General features: G+C 37.3%; 15 protein-coding genes and 1 pseudogene. 14 read left to right on the top strand and 2 right to left on the bottom strand.

The window, feature by feature from the left end:
- The first annotated feature begins 8 nt into the window (after positions 1-8).
- Complete coding sequence (locus AC27IF_RS06860; RefSeq protein ID WP_487053137.1) at positions 9-890, top strand: D-hexose-6-phosphate mutarotase; 882 nt, start codon at positions 9-11, stop codon at positions 888-890.
- Here AC27IF_RS06860 and AC27IF_RS06855 read toward each other — a convergent pair.
- Together AC27IF_RS06855 and mutH are read right to left on the bottom strand one after the other, a co-directional pair.
- The gene (locus AC27IF_RS06855; RefSeq protein WP_487053136.1) at positions 874-2,319 is read right to left on the bottom strand and encodes a sensor domain-containing diguanylate cyclase; all 1,446 of its coding nucleotides are present in this window, start codon (positions 2,317-2,319) and stop codon (positions 874-876) included. The genes AC27IF_RS06860 and AC27IF_RS06855 overlap by 17 nt on opposite strands.
- A 117-nt stretch (positions 2,320-2,436) precedes the next feature.
- The gene (gene mutH, locus AC27IF_RS06850; protein WP_487053135.1) at positions 2,437-3,117 is read right to left on the bottom strand and encodes a DNA mismatch repair endonuclease MutH; all 681 of its coding nucleotides are present in this window, start codon (positions 3,115-3,117) and stop codon (positions 2,437-2,439) included.
- Between the two features lie 144 nt (positions 3,118-3,261).
- Between mutH and rppH the strand changes: the two genes are divergently transcribed.
- The 13 genes and pseudogenes from rppH (at position 3,262) to AC27IF_RS06785 (ending at position 19,045) form a co-directional block, all read left to right on the top strand.
- Positions 3,262-3,789 (top strand): RNA pyrophosphohydrolase, encoded by a 528-nt coding sequence (gene rppH / locus AC27IF_RS06845; protein WP_487053134.1) that lies wholly within the window; start codon positions 3,262-3,264, stop codon positions 3,787-3,789.
- A gap of 74 nt (positions 3,790-3,863) precedes the next feature.
- Positions 3,864-6,185: a phosphoenolpyruvate--protein phosphotransferase gene (gene ptsP / locus AC27IF_RS06840; protein ID WP_487053133.1), complete on the top strand. Its 2,322-nt coding sequence runs from the start codon at positions 3,864-3,866 to the stop codon at positions 6,183-6,185.
- 4 nt (positions 6,186-6,189) lie between these two features.
- Positions 6,190-6,996, top strand: a complete 807-nt coding sequence (locus AC27IF_RS06835; protein WP_487053132.1) for a sulfite exporter TauE/SafE family protein — start codon at positions 6,190-6,192, stop codon at positions 6,994-6,996.
- Positions 6,997-7,065: 69 nt separating this feature from the next.
- Positions 7,066-7,914: a prolipoprotein diacylglyceryl transferase gene (gene lgt, locus AC27IF_RS06830; protein WP_487053131.1), complete on the top strand. Its 849-nt coding sequence runs from the start codon at positions 7,066-7,068 to the stop codon at positions 7,912-7,914.
- Positions 7,914-8,483 (top strand): annotated as a pseudogene (locus AC27IF_RS06825) (thymidylate synthase); the annotation flags it as partial. The gene lgt and the pseudogene AC27IF_RS06825, both read left to right, overlap by 1 nt.
- 290 nt (positions 8,484-8,773) lie before the next feature.
- The gene (gene thyA, locus AC27IF_RS06820) at positions 8,774-9,688 is read left to right on the top strand and encodes a thymidylate synthase (protein WP_487053129.1); all 915 of its coding nucleotides are present in this window, start codon (positions 8,774-8,776) and stop codon (positions 9,686-9,688) included.
- Positions 9,689-9,702: 14 nt separating this feature from the next.
- Positions 9,703-12,636: a hypothetical protein gene (locus AC27IF_RS06815; RefSeq protein ID WP_487053128.1), complete on the top strand. Its 2,934-nt coding sequence runs from the start codon at positions 9,703-9,705 to the stop codon at positions 12,634-12,636.
- Positions 12,636-14,729, top strand: coding sequence for a tyrosine-type recombinase/integrase (locus AC27IF_RS06810; protein WP_487053127.1), 2,094 nt, complete (start codon positions 12,636-12,638; stop codon positions 14,727-14,729). Before AC27IF_RS06815 ends, AC27IF_RS06810 begins: the two co-directional genes overlap by 1 nt.
- Positions 14,722-15,306, top strand: coding sequence for a hypothetical protein (locus AC27IF_RS06805; protein WP_487053126.1), 585 nt, complete (start codon positions 14,722-14,724; stop codon positions 15,304-15,306). Before AC27IF_RS06810 ends, AC27IF_RS06805 begins: the two co-directional genes overlap by 8 nt.
- Before the next feature lie 44 nt (positions 15,307-15,350).
- A complete protein-coding gene (locus AC27IF_RS06800; RefSeq protein ID WP_487053125.1) occupies positions 15,351-16,628 on the top strand; it encodes a hypothetical protein in 1,278 nt (425 codons plus the stop codon).
- 319 nt (positions 16,629-16,947) lie between these two features.
- Positions 16,948-17,481 (top strand): hypothetical protein, encoded by a 534-nt coding sequence (locus AC27IF_RS06795; protein ID WP_487053123.1) that lies wholly within the window; start codon positions 16,948-16,950, stop codon positions 17,479-17,481.
- Complete coding sequence (locus AC27IF_RS06790) at positions 17,481-17,987, top strand: hypothetical protein (protein ID WP_487053122.1); 507 nt, start codon at positions 17,481-17,483, stop codon at positions 17,985-17,987. Before AC27IF_RS06795 ends, AC27IF_RS06790 begins: the two co-directional genes overlap by 1 nt.
- On the top strand, positions 17,984-19,045 hold the full coding sequence (locus AC27IF_RS06785) for a hypothetical protein (protein ID WP_487053121.1): 1,062 nt from the start codon (positions 17,984-17,986) through the stop codon (positions 19,043-19,045). Before AC27IF_RS06790 ends, AC27IF_RS06785 begins: the two co-directional genes overlap by 4 nt.
- Positions 19,046-19,192: the final 147 nt, after the last annotated feature.

Here is a 19,192-nt window from a genome sequence, read left to right as displayed (position 1 = left end):
GAAAATTAATGTCAGTGTTAGAGCAGAACGAATTTGGCCAAGTAAAACAGGTAAACATAAATCATGATGTTTCATCTTTGGTGATAGAGCACCAAAATTGCCAAGCAAGTGTGAGCCTTTATGGTGGTCATGTACTTAACTGGCAGCCTAGTGGCGAAAAGGAAGTTTTTTGGCTCTCTGATACCACGCCTTTTAAACAAGGAAAAGCTATTCGTGGCGGAATTCCACTTTGTTGGCCTTGGTTTGGCACACATGCTGACGATGTAAATAATAAGTTTGGAAATCATGGTTTTGCCCGTGAAAATATCTGGCAAGTCAGTCATATTAATATCAATGAAAGTGCGGTTGAAATAAGCTTAACTTTCGAAGGTGAAAACTTACATGAATTATGGCCGAATGCTTTTAAATTAACGCAAGTAATATCTTTTGGTTCAACGTTTAGTCAATCACTTACCATCACTAATTTAGGTGAGCAGGATATTGCTTATACAGGAGCTTTACATAGTTATTTTCGTGTTAGCAATCCAGAGAGTAGCGTTATTGAAGGTTTAAGCTCTGCTTCTTTTGATGATAAATTAACGGGTAAATCGAGTGAGCCGCAACCATTAGCAAATGGTGTTGGACCTATTGATAGAATTTATCATTCAAATCAGTTAATGCAAATCGAGGATAGCCAGTGGCAACGAGTTATTGAAGTCAGTGCTACAAATACTGCGCAATGGGTTTTTTGGAACCCAGGTGTAGAGTTAGCAAACAAAATGGCGGATATTCATGTTAATGGTGAGCAGGAGTTTGTGTGTTTAGAGGCAGCAAATACCAAAGGACAAGTGTTATTAACAGGAGAAAGCCAAACAATATCACAACGTGTCCGCGTTATTCCATATGAATAACAACTTGGTTTCGACCGTTCTCTTTAGCTTGATAAAGCGCTTTATCTGCTTTTGCTAATATCTCTTCTAAGGTTATATCAGCGAGACTATTCTCGCTGATACCAAAACTAACTGTGACATTGATCTTTTTACTGCTAGAAGAGACTGAAAAAGGAATGGTAGCGATACTTTTTCTGATCCTATCAACCGTTTCTTGTGCCTGTTTTGCATCGGTATCAGGTAAAATTAAAATAAATTCTTCACCTCCCCAACGTCCAGTTAAGTCAATACTTCTCAAGCTTTTATCAAGCTTATCGGCAATAACTTTTAATACGTCATCACCAAATAAATGGCCGTAAGTGTCATTAATTACTTTAAAGTTATCAATGTCAGCAAGCACAATACTGACATGCTCATGTTTCTGGCTAAGTTGTGAGTATTTCCAGTGTATATAGCTTCTATTTGGTAATTGAGTGAGATAATCGGTCTCTGAGTCTTTAACCAGTTTTGATTTGAAGTTAAGAATACAAAGGGTGAATATATAATACAGTGCTAAAGATACAAGCAGAAAAATCACCAATTTAGGAATAAACAACAACCAGTAAGCCCCTTGTTGATTAGCTGGTGGAGCAACAATAAACACTCGCCAATCTAGCTCTTTTAATGGAATTTGAGAGACAATTAATAAATCGTCAGTAGCACCAAAAATATTATCGCTGCTCCCGTTAACATTATTATCTAGGTATTTTTCTTGGTAGCTTTGATACCAATCTAATTCATCTACTTTTATTAATTCATCAAGTCGGTGATGACTCGATGTTTTCATCAATTGGCTTGAGCTTAAGGTAATATTGTTTTCACCATCAACAAAATATATCTCATACCCAAATAATTCCTCAAAGCTAGAAAACTTGTCAGCAAAGTGGTCTAAATCAATCCCAAGGCCAATAAAACCGAGAAAGTCTCCTTGTTTATTTCTCATTTTTACATCAAAAAATAAATGGGGGTTTTCGGCATCACCAAAATCTGCAAAATGTGTTTTATCTATATTTTTTAGCCTTTGATACCATTCTGCACCTTGGCTCGATAGATCTGTAGTTTTGTTATATGAATCAATAAGTAGTTGGTGATTGTCAAGCGCAATAAATGACATGCTGCTAAAGCGACTTGAGATGCTGGTTAGGTAATTGTAGATTACGGCTTTATCAATTTCTTCTTGTTGTATGTAGTCCAGAAGAAAAGGATCACTCGCCATATATTGAGACACTGTTAAGGGTCTAATTATCTCGCTGGTAATTAGTGAGAATAACGGCATTACCGCTTCTTGCTGTTTTTGGTGGCTACTTACAAAAAACTCTTTAAAGGTGAAGTAAGAAGTCGCTATTATGACAATAATAGTGATGATGAAAATAGCTGAAATATAATGGTCAAATTTTTTTATAAACTTCATAAAAGTTGCATTGCTAGTAAGCTATATAAGAGATAAGTCACACTGAATAATTAACATGTGTAACTTAACTGTACGACGCAATTTAGTTTAGTGCAACTTGTTCGACGACGTACTTTGTTAGTCTATACGTAAGTGCTTGTTTAATAACATTTGAGTGAATGGAATTTTTAAATAAAATCCTCGTGGTAATGTCATAAATGGCTCACCATCTCGATTAAAAGCTTGAGTTTTAGCTTTGGAATTAGCGGCTTTAGGTCGTAATTGAAGAACTTGTCCATGTTTACCGTGAATATTTTCTACTTCACCTAAAACAATCATATCGGTAAGCTCTTGCCAGTCCATTGCTAACAGCTGCTCTTCATCAATAGTAGGAGACCATATAAATGCACTCGCTATTTGTCGTTGAGCTAATGGGATGTTTTTATCACTAATGATTGGCACCCATAACACGCGTTTTAATTTCTTTTTCACCCAAGAATTTTGCCAGTTAATACCCGTTAACCCTTTTAAAGGAGCAACACTGACAAAAGTTGTTTCGAGCACTTTGCCTTGGCTATTTATGGGTAGGGTTTTTAATTCAATCTCCAGCTCAGGAAAATCTGGCTCTGGTTTAGAGCCAGCACTAGCACCTAGAACATGTTCAAGTAATAAACCAATCCAGCCTTTATTTCGCTTTAAATCTTTTGGTATTTGAATTCCCGCTGTTGAGGATATTTCCCCTAACGTTAATCCCGCAAGAGCGCGCACCCTATCAATTAGTTCAGCTTCAGAAGCGGGGATTTTTATTGGAGTTGGCAAAACGCTTATACTCACCCTTGAATAAGAAATTTATCACTATTATCAAGGGCAAGTTAAATGCAAGCAAGTGAAATTATTATTTGCTCACTAGCCGTTAATATGGTTGAATTGATGTAAATATTTTTTAGTTTTCCAGGAGTTCCTGTGATCGATGCCGAAGGCTACCGAGCCAATGTCGGCATAGTAATAATTAATGACAGGGGACAAGTATTTTGGGCAAGACGGTTCGGACAACATTCATGGCAATATCCACAAGGTGGAGTTGATGAGGGTGAAACAGCAGAGCAAACCATGTTTCGAGAGTTACATGAGGAAGTTGGCTTAAAACCTGAACATGTAAAAATTGTTGCTTCAACTAAACATTGGCTAAAGTATAAATTACCAAAGCGTTATATTCGACACGACAGTAAACCCGTGTGTATTGGACAAAAACAGAAGTGGTTTTTATTAAAATTAACTGCACCTGAATCAGCCGTGGATTTATTACATAGCTCTCATCCTGAGTTTGATGATTGGCGATGGGTAAGCTATTGGTATCCAGTACGACAAGTTGTTTCGTTTAAACGTGATGTTTATCGCCGTGTAATGAAAGAATTTGCTGCTCAAGCTTTATCTTTTGCCTATGAAAAGCGTCCAGATAAACGTTCTCATAGACGTAAACGCCGCGCTTAATTATTACTATGATTTAATTTAAATGACCTACATTATTGTGGGTCATTTTATTTCACTTGTTATAAAAGGATATCATGCTAACCACTCTACGCCGTATTGTGCTTGAATTTAGTCAAGATGCTCAATTGCATAGTGCTTTAGAGCGTATGGTTAGTCAGATCAAAAAAGCCTTGAAAACCGATTGTTGTTCGGTGTACTTAGCCGATTATTCACAGCAACATTTTTTATTGATGGCTTCTGATGGTTTAGCAATTACTTCATTAGGGCAAACCACCATAGGCTTTTCCGAAGGCTTAATTGGTTTGGTAGGGCAACGTGAAGAGCCTATTAATATTGCTGATGCTCATAGTCATCAGCACTTCATCAATGCTCCTGAAGTACAGGAAGATGATTTTAATGCTTTTTTAGGAACACCCATTATTCATCGGCGTAAGGTGTTGGGTATTTTATCTATTCAGCAAAAGCAGGCGCGACATTTTACTGAAAACGATGAAGCTTTCTTAGTGACCTTATCTGCACAACTTGCCAATGCGCTTGCAGATGCCGAAGTAAAAAACCTACTCAATTCAACACAAGAAAAAAGCCGAGCGGTTAAGCAGCTTACTGGTATTGCGGGTGCTCCGGGTATAGCGCTTAGTCAAATCATGGTGTGTCAGCCTAAAGCTGATTTGTCGACCTTAGCTTTGCGAAAATCAGCATTAAATACTCAGCAAGAACAAACCACTCGCTTTGAACAAGCATTAACTAAAACCACTGCTGACTTTGATGAGTTAAGCCAAAAATTAAGCCAAATTGTTAGTGATGACAGCTTGGCTATTTTTGATGTTTACAAACAATTACTGACTCAAGCTGATATTAGCCAAGAAGTGTTTAAGAACATTAATCAAGGTTGGCAAGCAGAAAGCGCACTGAAGTTAGTCATTGAGCACTATGTTGTACAGTTTGAGGCTATTGACGATAGTTATTTGCAAGAGCGTGCTAGTGACATTCGAGATCTAGGTAATCGTTTATTGTTCAACTTACAGCAACAACATATTCAGCCGGTTAATTTACCTAATGAGTTTATTTTACTGGCTAACGAAGTTACTGCTTCTATGTTAGCTGAGTATCAACATAAAGGCTTAAAAGGAATCATTTCATTAACAGGCTCTGCTAACTCTCATGCGGCAATACTCGCTCACGCATTAGAAGTGCCTGCGGTTATGGGGGTAAGTGGCATTCCTATCGCTCAAATAGATGAGCAGCAGGCTATTATTGATGGTTATAGCGGCGAATTGTTTATTAATCCTGATGAAGCGCTAAAGCGTGAATACCAGCATTTAATAGCCCAAGAACATGCGTTAACAGAAAAAATTCTAGCAGAAATACATTTACCGACGATTACTCCCGATGGTCGTATCATTGAGTTGCAATTAAATGCGGGCTTGTCGGCGGAATTTGATTGTCCCGAGCAGTTATCAGCGTTAGGCATTGGCTTATTTCGTACTGAAATTCCATTTATGAATCGTCATTGCTTCCCTTCTGAGCTAGAGCAAACAAAATTATACGAAGAAATATTAGCTGGTTTTCCTAAAAAATCAGTCACCATGCGTACATTAGATGTTGGTGGCGATAAATCGTTGCCGTATTTTCCTATTAATGAAGATAACCCATTTTTAGGATGGCGTGGCATACGAATCACTTTAGATCATCCTGAAATATTTCTTGTGCAAGTTCGAGCCATGATGCGCGCAAACAAAACGCATAAAAATTTAGAGATCATGCTACCAATGATCTCTAATGTTAGCGAAGTTGATGAAGCTATCAGACTGATAAACCAAGCTTACTATGAAGTTAAAAGTGAATTACTCAGTGAAGCAAAAAACGATGCCAACACTGAAAAAAGTGATGGCAAGGAAGTCAGTAAACTAACACGCCCTAAAATAGGGATCATGTTGGAAGTACCTTCCGTTATTTTCCAATTAGAAGAATTAGCACAGCGAGTTGATTTTTTCTCAGTAGGTAGCAATGATTTAACACAATATATTTTGGCCGTTGATCGTAACAATGCTCAAGTGGCTAGTTTACATGATGCCTATCACCCTGCAGTGTTAAGGGCTTTAGACGTTATTGCTAAGCAATCGACTAAATATTTAGTACCCTTAAGTTTGTGTGGTGAGTTAGCAGGAGAGCCTGCTGGTGCATTATTATTATTAGCCATGGGCTTTGATAAACTCAGCATGAATGGGCATAATATAGCGCGTATTAAATGGGTTATTCGCCATGTTGACTACCAAAGAGCAAAAATTATCTTATCTCATACCTTGAAGCTTACTACCGCTAAACAAGTGCACAGTTATTTAAACGAACAACTTGAGTTATTAGACTTAGGTGGTTTTATCCGTGCAGGGTTATAGCTAAATGTTAATAATTTTTTTTAGTTGCCTGTTTCTTGGCGCTATCGTTGGTTTTTTGGCAGGCTTACTAGGTATTGGCGGCGGTTTAATTATCGTTCCCGTGCTAGTGTACCTACTATCGACATTAACAATCGGTACTGAATTCTTAAGTAGTGATGTCATCATACACATGGCATTAGCAACATCATTAGCGGCAATTGTTGTGACATCAGCTAGCGCTGCTTTGGCACATCATAAAAATAACAATATTCCTTGGGATTTAACCAAGCCATTAATGTTTGCTGTTGCCCTTGGCGCTTTATCAGGGGCTTTTATTGCCAATTTATTATCTGCTACGGCATTAACAAATTTCTTTGCTATTGCGGTATTATTGTTAGCTTTTTATATGATCTTTTCGATAAAAACCCAGCATTCGCGTGAATTAACATCGACATTTAAATTACAGATTATTAGCTTTGTTACCGGTATAATTGCAAGCCTAATGGGCATAGCTGGCGGAGCTATTTTAGTCCCTGCTTTAACGTATTTTGGTATGCCATTACGTCATTGCATTGGTGTTGCTACTGTGTGTGGTGTGATGATCGCTTTATTTGGCTCGATAGGATATATAGTCACTGGTTTTAATAACCCATTGTTACCTGCTTGGAGTCTTGGTTATGTGTATTTGCCAGCGTTATTTGGCTTAGTGTTAACATCTTCTTTACTCGCACCAGTAGGTGTTAAATTTGCGGCTAAATTACCGGTAGCAACATTAAAAAAATGTTTTGCAGTATTCTTAATGTTAGTCGCATTGAAGATGATGCTAGCTTAGCTGCTCATATTAATTTCTCTCCTCTTGTTTTGTTACTTGGGGATTTTGTATTTATATTTTGGATAGAAAATGACTGAACAATTTTTACAGTTTCCCGTTATCGACCCGATAATTTTTAGCATTGGCCCAGTAGCATTACGCTGGTACGGCATGATGTATTTAATCGGTTTTGTTGCCGCTATGTTTATCGCCAATAAAGCGGCTGATAACAGTCGAGGTCTTTGGACACGAGAGCAGGTGAGTGATTTATTATTTTATAGCTTTCTAGGTGTGATTGTTGGCGGAAGAGCAGGGTATGTCTTGTTTTACCAGTTCGATTACTTTTTGGCTGATCCTTTGTATTTATTTCAAATATGGCAAGGGGGCATGTCGTTCCATGGTGGCTTAATTGGCGTTATCACGGCTATTTTCATTTTCTCGCGTAAAAGTAACAAGCAATTTTTAGCGGTTGGGGATTTTGTAGCACCACTGGTTCCTATCGGTTTAGGGATGGGACGTTTAGGTAACTTTATTAATGCTGAGTTATGGGGACGTGAAACGGATGTCTCTTGGGCTATGGTTTTCCCGACAGACCCATTACAACTACCTCGTCATCCATCACAGCTTTATGAATTTTTCTTAGAAGGTGTTGTGCTTTTCGCCATTCTTTACTTTATTACTCGCAAGCCAAGAACCTTAGGGTTAGCTTCAGGTGCTTTCTTAATTGGTTATGGCGTATTTAGAACCATAGTTGAATTCTTTAGAGAGCCAGATGCTCACCTAGGTTTGTACTTCTCATTTATCTCTAAAGGACAAATTTTAAGTATTCCGATGATTTTAGGTGGCATATTAGTGATTTATTTAGGTTACCTTAGCCAAGAGAAATCTGCGATAAAATCAGCTGCAACACCGAAAAACAAAGCAAGAGGAAAAGCATAATGCGCGCTTATTTAGATTTATGTCAACGTATTGTTGATGAAGGTACTTGGGTAGAAAACAAGCGCACTGGCAAGCGCTGTTTAACCGTCATTAATGCCGATTTGGAATACAATGTTGCTGACAATGAATTTCCGATGATCACCACACGTAAAAGCTTTTTTAAATCAGCCATTGCTGAGTTTCTTGGTTACATTCGCGGTTATGATAATGCCGCAGACTTTCGAGCACTAGGCACCAAAACGTGGGATGCCAATGCCAATTTAAATGATGCATGGCTCAATAACGAATATCGTAAAGGTGAAGACGATATGGGGCGTGTTTACGGCATCCAAGGACGCGCTTGGGCTAAGCCTGATGGTGGCACTATTGATCAACTGCAAAAAATTGTTGATAATCTAAGTCAAGGTATTGATGATCGCGCTGAAATTATCACTTTCTACAATCCGGGTGAATTTCACATGGGCTGTTTACGCCCTTGTATGCACACCCATAATTTTTCTATTTTAGGTGACACGCTACATTTAACTAGCTTCCAACGCTCGTGTGACGTACCGTTAGGACTTCCTTACATTTGTGATGTTGAAAACGATACGCACGGTTTTATGAGTCTCTCTATCAATTGATTTATTTGATAAATGTGATATAATTTAATTTTGTTATTGAGCGAATCGTTACGCAGGGTTTTTAGGGCATGATTGGCAATTAAATTTAATTAATAAAATGCACATCCAACTTAGTTACAGACGAATTAAATATTTTGATATATGTGTCCACTTATGAAGGAAGTGACAAACAAACACAAATTATAAGTAAATTACGTTAACCTGTATCAATAACTAAATCTTACAAAGGTAACCAAATGAAAACACACCCCGAAAAACAATATTTAGATTTATTGACCCTGCTATTAGAAACTGGAAGCGAAAGAGTAGATCGAACTGGCGTTGGTACAAAAGCTATTTTTGGACACACAATGCGATTCGATTTATCAGAAGGCTTCCCAGTGTTTACGACAAAACGTGTTTACTGGAAAACGGCATTCAAAGAGATGCTATGGATGCTATCAGGAGGTCACAATATAAAAGAGCTAGTTGAGCAAAATGTCCATATTTGGAGCGATTGGCCGTACAAAAAATTTATTGAAGCCCAATTAGAAACTAGTGCTGATAAATCAATAACGATGGAAGAATTTGAGCAAAGAGTCATTAATGATAATGAGTTTGCGCGAAAATGGGGAGATCTTGGGCCTGTTTATGGTAAACAATGGCGCAGGTGGAAAACTGAAGATGGCCAAGAAATTGACCAAGTATCTCAGGTAATTGATTTACTGAAAAATAACCCCTCATCAAGGCGCATTATATTTGATGGCTGGAATGTTGGAGAACTCGATCAGATGGCACTTCCGCCTTGTCATAAACATTATCAGTTTTATGTTGATCCAAATACAAATAAGCTCTCAGGTGCTATGGTACAACGATCTTGTGATTCTTATCTTGGACTTGCATTTAATATCGCAAATTTAGCCTTTATTACCACGCTCCTTGCGGAACAAACAGGCTTTGATGTTGGTGAAATCGTGTGGTTTGGTATGGACGTGCATTTATACATGAATCATATCGAACAAGCTAAAAAGCAACTGTCTCGTGAACCCAAAGCATTCCCTAAATTAGTTATCAAACGCAAACCTGATTCACTGTTTGATTACACGATTGATGACTTCGAGTTAGAAGGGTATGACCCACACTCTGCAATTCCCGCGCCAGTAGCCGTATAGGGTTCATTTAAAAAATGGCAGGGCTAGAGACTTATAACACTCCTGAAAAATTACGAAAATTTGTTCAGGGGTTGCTTAGTCAAAATAAGTTACCGACGCATAAAGGTAAAGTTGCTCGTTCATTGATAGAAAAACAATATGGTTTTCAACACTGTTCTCTATCTAACTATCATGGCTTTGATAAGTATCTATGGTGTAAAAATGTTATTGATGTTTTTGAAAACGAACTAATTGAAAAGGAAGGCGGGGATATCTCTGGGATCAACACTGAACATGGGACACCTGTTCGATTTAGGAAGTTGATTGATAAACTAAGAGAAAATATTTCAAATCTACCCTTGGCTGGTCAAGGGAGTAGATCAGGTAGAATTTCATTTAGCTCATTTGAGAGGCAATTTGGCTTTCCTGCACAGTCTTTAGTTGGTAAAACGGAAACATGGCAGTGGGCACGTGATATGCTTATTGAATTTGATGAAGAGCTTTACGAGCAAGGTATAACGGGGACAGTTTGGGAGCGAAAAGTTCCTGAAATCAGAAAGTATTTAGAGGGACTTGCCGAAAAACAAGAGTTACCCATTAATGAGCTTGGAAAGCTTAATCGAATGTCAGTTATGTCTGAGTTTGGTTTACCTGCCAATCAAAGCATTAGTATTGCTGAAAATCGTGCCCCTAAATTAAAAGAGTTGTTCAAAGAATATAATAAGTTAATAAGTCAGCAAGATTATTCACAATATGCCGGAGATAAATACAAAGAAGCTTTATCAAAAATACTCAAAAACAATGAGCTTGTACTAGATTCTTCATCAAGAGTGATCAGCTTTAAGTGGTTGGCGGAAGAGTTAAATATTGCAAAAAATACTATTAGCACTAGCCCTAAACTGATGGCCTTGGTAGAGAAAAGAACCAAAAAGCTTCATCAAACCCAGCTGAGAGGAGTAACGAATAAGTCCTTTAATGTATACGGTGCTGCGACAATAAATTTAGGTGCAACGCCATACTCTGAAAAGCATGGTCGGGTATACTCTTTCTCTTCGCTTATTGAGTTGTACAACCTTGAACTGGCCGAAAAAGTTGGAACAACGTTTATCGCAATCACCAACAAAGCAGCGGCAGGAACCGTAAAGAATAAGTATTTACGTGTCCTTCACTTTTTCGAATGGTTAGCCAATCCAGACAATATAGATAGTAATGTTGCAACCTTGATACGAGACAACAAAAAAATAAATCAAGCAGATTTTGGTCGGGCTTGTATGGCATATCGCGCAGCTTTATTACTTGAGAATCCAGATGCTAAGTTGAATACACACATTATCACGCAATTTGGTGATGCCAGAGTTATTCCCAAGTACACCTTTTTAACGAAAGGCAGAGTCAATAAGGATAGAGGTCACATACAATCCATTCTTGAAGCGAGTATTAAAAAAGACGAGGTAGAGTGTGTAGAGAAAGTTTTAACCGATGCCGCCAAATATAGGGGGATAGAACTAAGCCAAGGTAAAGATACTAAGGCTTTTTTAGAAACGTTACTATTTGAAAAGGCGAACAAACCTGATTTACCTGAAGATCTTTCTCAAGCTATGCAGGAAATTACTGAGTCAAGGTTGTTAGAAATACAGGTTCAGGCAAGTAAAGTATTTAAACAATGGCAAAAGCTCCATAAAGAAGGTATTGAACTACTTAGCTTAGCCACGGTGGATTGTGATGAATTTCGTTCAATGCTTGAAAAGCGTGAGTCAATCTCCTCTTATATATGGACTCAATATATCAAAGATGTATTTCCTATCGATGATAAGCAACTTACTCTCGCCAATCTACTTGTGGTGATAAAAGAGATTTATAACTCTTGCCCCCCTAATACGGCAACAACCAACATGCAAATGTGGATCAAAAAATATCAACTATTCGGTGGTATTGAACAAGTATCTTCTTATCTGGTTCCAACCCGCAAAGCTATTAGCTCCGCATTAACATTATATCTATGTGAAAGCGGTGCTAATGTCGCTGTTGCCTTAACACTACCTAAAGACTGTGTTCGCAAGTCAGGTGTTGCTCTACATAAAAAGGTGCTAGGTAAAAAAGACAGATCCTTTGGTAAACCTATTTATGATGATCTGGCTGTAAAATCCAGCAATGAAGAATGCGTAAGTGCAGTAAATGCTCTTAACTATATTTGCTCCGTACAACCTAAAGTCAGTGATGATACGCTGCAATATTATCAGAGAGGCGTTTTTCAACCACTAACAGAATTTGCATTTAGGGATGAATTCAAAGCCATTTGTAATCAATCAGACTACTTAAAGCAATTCAGACTTGTCCCTAGCATGCTTAGACCAACGGTGTTACTCAATGTTCAACTTAAAGACCCTGCTAACCTTGGCGTTGCACAGCTTATCGCCCAACATGAATCAGGCTCAACTACAGAAGGCTATACCAACAAGCTGCCACACCGTATTCAAATGGAAAAAGATATGCTGGAGTTTCAGCAAACGATTGAAGTTGTTATGGTATATGACGATGAAGATGTGCATGAAAAGTTGGACATGGATCAAAAAGAATGGACGGCCAAGAAACAAAAAATAGAAAAAACTGGCTGGGGCGTTTTCTGTAAAAGCAGGGAAATTGTTACAGAGGCAGGTGAGAAGGTTAAATGCAGCGAAGTAGAAAACTGCGTTAAGTGCAAACATGATCGAATGCTTGTAAGTGCTGATCCAATATCCATTTCTGATATGATCATTTGGAAGACTTCACTAGAGAAAAATGAAATAGACTTTACAGCTAAGAATATGAACCGATGGGCGGATGTTTGGGTACCTTGGCAAGCATTTTTTACGGTGGTATTAGAAGAAAAAATGACGCGAGGCAAACTTAGTTTAATAAAAAAACAAGCCACTGAAATAGCAAATCAAAAGATGAATGATAGTAACTTTATGATGCCGGAGCCTTGGTGATGAGTAACCTAGCCTTACTAGAGGTTTTTCAAGCTCCTGATGCCGAGAGCATATTTGAAAACCATAAAAAAACCTGGCCTTGGCTCAGTAATATATCGATAGCTGAAAGCTCAATTGAAATAACAGATACCGTAGGTGAAAAACGTAAAAAATCGACCGTTGATCTTAATATTAGACTTCTCGATGGCAGTAGATTAACAGATAAGCGAAACAGAGAATTTTATGAATTGCTACTTGAATATGTTGAGGTTTTCCGTTTACACAATCCGGTAATAGGAGCATCTATTCATGCACAACGCATAAGATCCCTTCTTTCTTTTATTTGCTGGCTAAGTCAGTATAAAATACGGTCGTTGTCAAAAGTAACCACTACACATTTTGAAAAATTCTCAAATGATACAGCCTTCGGGGCAGAGTTTTCTCTAAGGGTTCCTGAGAAAGTTTTTAAGGCAGTTCAAAAACACTTGCTTGAGGGGAATAAATTACCATTTAGGCAAGCGAATACACTCAGAAGAACTGAAATATATAAAATGGTTGGTGTTGATGGTTTGCCAATAAGAAACTTTTCTTATACCACTCGAATTATGGATTGGTACGAACATCAGTTAAAACATAATTTCAAAGGCGTTGAATTAGAAAAACTCACAGTTCATGACATTTTAGAAGAGCTGGATCTTATTCCGAACATTGTTACTATTCAGGATCTGCACAGAAAGCTGTTGCCATTGGAAGAGATTTGGAGTTGGCAGCATTATTTCAGAAGCAAACCTTTTTCTAATAACCCTTTCCCTGAAGGTTCATCAAAAGCAGCAAGCAGGCTTGGCTCTGAAACCAAACGCACTAAAACTATACCGCCTAAGGTTGCGTTTTCTATGATGAGGGAATGCGCCAATTGGGTATTGAACTTTGGTGATGAAATTGTTGATTTATATTCTTCAGGTGCCGATGCTGAAATAGCAATAAAGCGATTATCTGATAAAGGCTTAAGTCTTAACGTTAGGGACGGAAAGCAAAGCCATTATGGAGTAGTAACCCTCGAAGGGGTTGTACGCTATCTTGCTTCCGCGTGTTTTACTGTTATTGCCTCATTGACAGCAAGACGAAAAGAGGAGATTTTTGATCTGGGTTACAAATGTATCGATGAAGATAGAGGCGATGGTGCTTATTGGTTAACGATATATATTGAAAAAACCAGCCAACGATATGATTTATGCCCAGTACCAACCCTAGTTAAAAAAGCCATTGATATACTTGAAAAGCTAAGCGAAAAAGCAAGAGAGCAGTCTGAAGTTGATTCTCTGTGGCAATACGTTTCCAGAGAAGGCGAACTAGTTCAATTAAATGATCAACAGATAAGAAATAGCCTTCAGGATTTTTATACATCCTTTGTAGACGAAGATTCGTCACTCGAGTGGAAGTTCTCATTTCATCAATTTCGCAGAATGTTTGCCTTGCTCTATTACTATCGGTTTGAAGGAGCTTATATTGGAGCGTTATCTTATCATTTACGTCATTTTAATATCGATATGACCAAGCGATATATCACCGATGAAAAGTTCATGAAGGAAATGAAAGAGATCGGTGAAGGTTGGACTGCGAGTTTCTTGCGAAAAGTTGTATCAGGTAAAGTAACAATAGGTGGTAAAAGTGGTGATAAAATCAAGCGTAAACTATCCAATTGGTTAGAACATTTTCGCGGCAAGGTTGATATTGTTGAGCGCGAACGAGTAGTTGAAAAACTAACACGTTATATGAAGCGTGTTGGAACCGAATTTACTCAACAGACATGGGGAACCATTTGCGCGTGTCCAAAGAAAACATCATTAAGAAAACACTCAAACTGTGCTAACGAAAAGGGCGAACCTAATGTTGAAAAAGGCTCTGTCGAAACTTGTGGTGGTTGCGCATATGCAGTTTACACGGATCGTTTTGCCGATGCCATTTCTGATGATATTGCTGCAAGGAAAACGACTAAGTCTTTTTGCGAGAAAGGTTCCATACTAGATGAAATCACAGGTGTACAAATCATTTCGCTACAAAAATTGTTAACCGAAGTGGAAGCTGAGTCGCCATTTGAGGTGCCAAATGACTAATTCTGCAAGTAATGCTGAAAAAGCGAAAAAACTGACTGAGCAGATTGAGCTTCGTTTAAAGGTTCTAAATGAAAAAGTAAAAGGTGAGCATACAGAACTTGAGGTTCCTATCAGTTTGACAAAAATTCGTAATTGGGTTGATGAACAGCTGGGGATTGAGAAAATTGGTAGTCCAAGTTCATTCGTCACATCGCATCAGGAGCATGGCCGAAAAGTTACAAAAATTGCAAATTGCTTAGAGGTTCTTAAAAAACAAAAAAAGCCAAGTAAAAAACCAAAAGAACAAAAGTTAACTGAATTAAAGACGAAGAATAAAGAACTCAATGAATCATTGACTAATACTGCTAATCAGTATGTTAAATACTCTCAAGAAACTAAACGGCTACAAGAAGAGTTATTACTATGTAATAGTAAGTTGGAAGGCTTAGAGGAAGAGTTAGTTGAAACAAAGGGGGAGCTAAAAGTAGCTCGTGATGAAGTCATTTTGTTAAATAAAAAATTAGCAAAACGTGCAGGAAGCAAAGCATCACCGGTGACTAAAGTCCAGTTCGGTAGAGGTGTAAACCGTGAAAACTGATAATCAAAAGCAACACAGCTTTATAAAATAAGTATGAATGCATAATGATCTTTTATAAAACAACGGACGAAGACTGTATTTTGCAAGGAGCTTTTAACAAATCATCTTATAGTGGTATCCCTGTCTTTTTCGATAACAAAGGTGTTATTGAGGCAGTGAGCGATTATCTCATTTTTAAGGCTATGAAAGATACAGGTGAGATGTCATCCGTAATTACCTATGCTGATCAGCTTCAAACATTTCTAAGGTTTATTGATGAAAATGGTCAAGGGTTAACATGGGAAAAAGTTACTGACGGGCATTTGGTTGAGTTTAGAGATATAAAGAAAAAAAGTGGGAAAGAAGACCGTTACGTAGCTGGTGTTTTACGCACTGTCTTTGATTTTTATTTATGGGCAGAGAGAAATAGATATATTCGCCATCATGTCGCCATGTACAATGATGAGAAAGAGTATGCTATATCAGCAGAAAAAACGAAAACAAGTTGGAAGTGGCCGCATTTACCTTCGTCAACCTCAAAGGCAAAACCAACTCCTACCAACCATGACCTTGAAATACTTCATACAACTACTATAGAAGAGTCTACCTTAGTAGGTTTTCGTGATTCATTAATTTTTAATATTTATGAACGATCTGCCCGCAGAATGGAGGCTTTACAAATTAAGGTGTCTGATGTGCCAGATTGGGATGAAATTGAAGCTTATCAAGCTGATAATAAAATTTTTAATGTTGAGGTAACGGGTAAAAGAAGAATAAGACGTGATTTGGAGTTTTTACCTGAGTCAATGGAATTGATTCGAGAGTATATTGAAAATGATCGAGCAAAAACCGTTAATGCAGCTAAAAGGCGTAATAAATTTTACAAAGAGCCTGAAAAGGTTTTTCTAGCTTCAACAACAGGTAAGGCGCTTAATATGCAATATGTTTCCCGTAGGCTCTCAGATTTGATGAAAAAGGCGGGGGTAGCAGGAACTGGTCATCGTGTTAGAGCTAAAGGGCTAACTGATATCGTTGCTGCTTTTGATGGATTTGATGATCGGGGACAGCCGAAATCAGCTCAAGATGTACTGTTAAGAGCTGCTGAAAAAGCAGGGCACTCGAACCCTCAATCGCTTCGCTACTACTTAGCTTTATCTAGAAGTGAGGGACTGGCTGCAAAAATGAATAATATTGAATTGTTACGTGATTTAGAAATTAAAATACACAAACGTAAAAAACAGCTTGCTCAAATTGATAAAGCAAACGTTCTTTTCGAGGCGATAAAAAATGAAACGAATGTTGAAGAGGTAATATTGGCTTATTTGCAAGATTACTTAAAATAAGTAGTTATATCGCCTAAATTAAAGCTTTTAAATAGAAATAGTACTACTGTGGGGTGACTCTTAAGGCCTGAGCAGTTTAATGGAGCTAAAGATCTAATATAAAGGGCTGTTCCTATTTTTTATTCTAATACATCCTGGTATAAAATATTACCCTCTCTCATTTTTGATTTATTTTGCAAAATAAGTTGTAACATAATAAAGCCTTTAACATGCTTTGAATTAGAATTCGTATAATAATAATTTTTGTTATATCAATGACTTGACTATTTATTGAATTAAGCTATTTGTTAACTCATGGCAAATGTTTGAGGTTAAAACTATGGCAAATAGATTTTTATATATTGATGCTATTGAGTCGAATGAAAATACATACGTTAATATCTTTGAAGTATTTCAAAGGTTCTATTTATCTTATTTCAATAAAATTTATACTGCTGGGCTCGATCATTCAGATATTATCGAGCTTGCAGAGAAAGATAGTCATTTCCATTTCTCGAAGCTTGTACCTCAACTCGAACAGTTTTCATGTGATATCCCTTTGATCCACGGCCCTAATGAATGCCTTTTAGAAATCATTGAAGCCTTCATTTCGACGGGAGAAAATTATCAAATAGAACTAGTGCTTATTGATCGTTTTAATGATGAAATCTTGGGCAAGTTAGAACTTAATGAATATGTGACACTGACAAACACATTAACAGGTGAAGCTGAATTGAAAGTAGAAAATGATGAATATCTACTGTGTTCTTCTATTCTACTCCTAAGGCAGTCAGTTCTATGCTTAAGAATAAGCGGCTCAGTAAGAATTAATTCAACCATTAAAGTTAAAGCTCGCTTGAAGGGGGATTTATAATGATTTATCTCGATTTAGAAGGGTTAGATGAACAGCTACATAATGATTGCGAGTCAACGTTTCAAGAGAAAATGAATGAGTCAGATGGTCAGATATGTATACTAAATAACATACAATTCAAAGGGGTAAAGCTAACTAAAGCATCATTTCAAGCTCAACAAATTCTATGCTTTTTCGCTAATTTGTCATGTCCAATATCGATGATGAGGTTTGCCGCTTCGTTGTTTCCATTTAGCTCGAAGAAATGGCCTGTTCGTTCTTATGAACTTTCTCAGATATATATGTTTGGAGCTATTGAGACAACGATAAACTTGCAGTATGACAAAAAAGCAAGAGAAGTTGTTAAATGCTTTGAATCAACGAGGGAGTTTAAGTCTATTATGCTAATTGCGAGTGAAATGATCGATAGGGTGGCTATCCCTTTAAATATATGCCCAGAAGTCGATGCGTATATCCGAGGGCATATCAAATTTAACACGGTTATGGAACATGGGGCTATACAATGAAAACAGTCGCGTCTAAGCTCGAATTAGTGGCAGTTAATTTGGGTCTCAAAGCCAACGATTATCTAGGGGTGATAAAACATTTAGCTGACATTTTTAGGTATTCAAAAAAGAAGGGAGTACAATTAAATGCAATATCATCAAATATTATATGTGATTTGATATTATCTATCACAGGTGTTCGAATAACGCCTGATAATTTAAGTATATATAAAAATAATGGTTACTACTTAGTTCAGGATGTTGCTAAATATTTAAACATCAATGAAGCCCCCTCATCAAGATGTTGCCTATCTCAAGTAAATGGTAGATGGCTTATGGAACCTGAAAAAAAAAGTGCAATTTCTTTTTTTCAAATATCGATTAAAAATGCTGCTAGTTATCAAGTCGTAGCCGAATGTTATCAAGTCTGGTGTGAAAAAGGGATGCCAGTCGGTGATAAGAGATATTGGCCTAAGCCTGAGCTAATAGATTTTTTAATTGGGCACCAATTATTCGTAGCCCTTCCTGTTTCACACTCAAAGCCTACACAGCTAAAAATTATTTTCGATTTCTTGAAGAGCCTCATCGAAAGCCCTGAGGTTGCATGTATACCTAAACAAAAGCTGAACGATTACTTTGATGATGAAATCCGAAAGTTTTCATTAATTAGAAAAAATGATAACCCTCCCAAACCTTGGATAAATGCATCTTCTTTTAATAACGAAATAAACTATACGAGTTCAATTTCAGCAATCGATAGAACCTCGCCATACTTTTATATAAAGCGGACAGAGAGTAGCTCAAAAATAGGATCTGCTGATAACTCTGATCGTTTTACACAAAAAGATGTGGGCATTGTTGTTTGTTTAGAGTCTAGAGCGAATGAAAAATTTGCTTTAGATGTTGAAACCAAGATTCGAGAATACTTACGCTGTTTTGATATACACCCAGCAATAGGGAAAACAGATCATTATGATATTCCATTAAAATCACTGGTTAACCTGTCTATTAATTTTATTATGTCGACCCCTCAATTTTCTCAAAGAATCAGAAGTATCAGTGCTACTTATTCTCACTAAGTAATAGCGATTATTTACGTAAAGTGATCGACTATCTAAATTATGTTAGGTATAAGAATAGTAGGTGCTCATAAAGAATAGAAAAAATAAGCCGAAGTTAATGTTATTTACACGCAGGTATATTATAAAAATTATTAATACTATAAT

This window comes from Colwellia sp. KS18-150 (genome assembly GCF_057551365.1).
Note: the sequence above shows the minus strand (reverse complement) of the source record. Positions and strands in the feature narration are given on the sequence as shown.

Excerpts from the sequence above, each read along its gene's own strand:
- AC27IF_RS06860 (WP_487053137.1), top strand. The coding sequence starts at position 9 with ATGTCAGTGTTAGAGCAGAACGAATTTGGCCAAGTAAAACAGGTAAAC.
- AC27IF_RS06855 (WP_487053136.1), bottom strand. The coding sequence starts at position 2,319 with ATGAAGTTTATAAAAAAATTTGACCATTATATTTCAGCTATTTTCATC.
- ptsP (WP_487053133.1), top strand. The coding sequence starts at position 3,864 with ATGCTAACCACTCTACGCCGTATTGTGCTTGAATTTAGTCAAGATGCT.
- AC27IF_RS06835 (WP_487053132.1), top strand. The coding sequence starts at position 6,190 with ATGTTAATAATTTTTTTTAGTTGCCTGTTTCTTGGCGCTATCGTTGGT.
- lgt (WP_487053131.1), top strand. The coding sequence starts at position 7,066 with ATGACTGAACAATTTTTACAGTTTCCCGTTATCGACCCGATAATTTTT.
- thyA (WP_487053129.1), top strand. The coding sequence starts at position 8,774 with ATGAAAACACACCCCGAAAAACAATATTTAGATTTATTGACCCTGCTA.
- AC27IF_RS06815 (WP_487053128.1), top strand. The coding sequence starts at position 9,703 with ATGGCAGGGCTAGAGACTTATAACACTCCTGAAAAATTACGAAAATTT.
- AC27IF_RS06810 (WP_487053127.1), top strand. The coding sequence starts at position 12,636 with ATGAGTAACCTAGCCTTACTAGAGGTTTTTCAAGCTCCTGATGCCGAG.
- AC27IF_RS06805 (WP_487053126.1), top strand. The coding sequence starts at position 14,722 with ATGACTAATTCTGCAAGTAATGCTGAAAAAGCGAAAAAACTGACTGAG.
- AC27IF_RS06800 (WP_487053125.1), top strand. The coding sequence starts at position 15,351 with ATGATCTTTTATAAAACAACGGACGAAGACTGTATTTTGCAAGGAGCT.
- AC27IF_RS06795 (WP_487053123.1), top strand. The coding sequence starts at position 16,948 with ATGGCAAATAGATTTTTATATATTGATGCTATTGAGTCGAATGAAAAT.
- AC27IF_RS06790 (WP_487053122.1), top strand. The coding sequence starts at position 17,481 with ATGATTTATCTCGATTTAGAAGGGTTAGATGAACAGCTACATAATGAT.
- AC27IF_RS06785 (WP_487053121.1), top strand. The coding sequence starts at position 17,984 with ATGAAAACAGTCGCGTCTAAGCTCGAATTAGTGGCAGTTAATTTGGGT.